This is a genomic window from Candidatus Albibeggiatoa sp. nov. BB20, assembly GCA_016744725.1.
GTDB lineage: Bacteria > Pseudomonadota > Gammaproteobacteria > Beggiatoales > Beggiatoaceae > Albibeggiatoa.
In genome coordinates this window covers 1-1,447 of the sequence record JADGDW010000073.1, presented here as the reverse complement: position 1 = coordinate 1,447, position 1,447 = coordinate 1, and the positions used below count along the sequence as shown (strand labels likewise).

Here is a 1,447-nt window from a genome sequence, read left to right as displayed (position 1 = left end):
CTAAAATCTTCTCTTCTGTTTCAGGATGAAGAAAATAAATATATCCTGCAAAACGAAGCCTCACATCTATTCTATCGATTTTTTTTTATCTCTGTTTATTTCACCTTTCTCATTCCTAATAAAAAAACCTTTGTTAAACGTTTAACAGACTTATTTGAAAAGGAACAACCTGATTTAGTCATTTCAGTGATCCCACTATTAAATAATGCCATCATCGCTGCGGTCAATACAATGAATCAATCCTATCCATTTTTAATTATTCAGACTGATTTATTTCAATATGAGGAAAAATCTTGGTTTTGGAAATGGTTCGTGCCAGCAACTTGGTTTGTTAAAGATAAAAATACACTGATGGCATCAGGTACAAAAAAAGGTTATCAGCAAGCTTTGCATTACAATTTAGATAAAGATAAGTTGATGCAATTATCTGGAAATGTGATCGACCCTCGTTTTTTAAAACCACAAGCAATTGATATTCAATCAGAATATAAAAAGTTAGGTTTGAAAAAAGATCGACCCACTGGATTGTTTTTATATGGTGGCTGTGCGCCTAATCGTATTTTTAAACTGGCACAACAGCTTGATCGTTTGAATGTTGAAGCTCAATTTATATTTATTTGTGGCCGAAATGAAGAATTAAAAAATCGGCTCTCTCATCTTAAAACAAACTATAAAAAAGTGGTTATCGGCTACAGTACCGAAATTCCTTATTATATGCAGCTTGCTGATTTTTTGGTTGGAAAGCCAGGACCGGGCGTTATTATGGAGGGGCTTGCCCTTAATTTGCCACTCTTGTTAGATGTGAGTCGGGTTATTTTGCATGAAGCTGAAAATGCACCTTGGTTAGAACAACAAGGTTATGGCTTGCAATTTAATACAGCTGCACAGCTCAATCAACAAATCCAGCGACTCAATTCAGAGCATGATCGCTTTAAAGCCAGTGTCACTCGATTTAGAAACAATGCGATCTTTGAAATAACGAATAAAATTGAGCAGCTTTTATACAATGCAAAAGTATAGATCAATAAAAGTAGAAATTTCCCATAAATTACTTATTAGATCAGGGCAATCGCATTAAAATATGGTGTTTTATATCTTGTGAAAAAACACCCTTTCTACTTTTTATTTGATTGATTTTAAAGGAATTAAATTTTAATGCAATTGCCCTGTAACCACCTTTCACTAACCTTTACCACTCTTGCTATCGCGGTTAAACTCATTCTTTCTAACAGCAGTGCATCTATCATTTCCAGCACACTTAACTGCCTTTATTCTACAAAATAATCTGATTTTTCCAATATAAAATGATACCCACGCTCTTTACACAAAGCTTTTTTCTTACCTTTAATACTTCCTTTCAGTTTTGCTTTATTTGAATTATATCTTGGACAAACCTCTTATCAATATTTTGGAAGCTATTATATATAATAAACATAGAATTCTGTCT

1 protein-coding gene is annotated in these 1,447 nt (G+C 33.1%); it reads left to right on the top strand.

Going from position 1 to position 1,447, the window contains the following annotated elements; genetic code table 11:
* Window positions 1–1,020: glycosyltransferase (locus ABXH34_RS09735; RefSeq protein WP_353571686.1), on the top strand; the 1,020-nt coding region annotated here is incomplete at its 5' end.
* Window positions 1,021–1,447 lie beyond the last annotated feature (427 nt).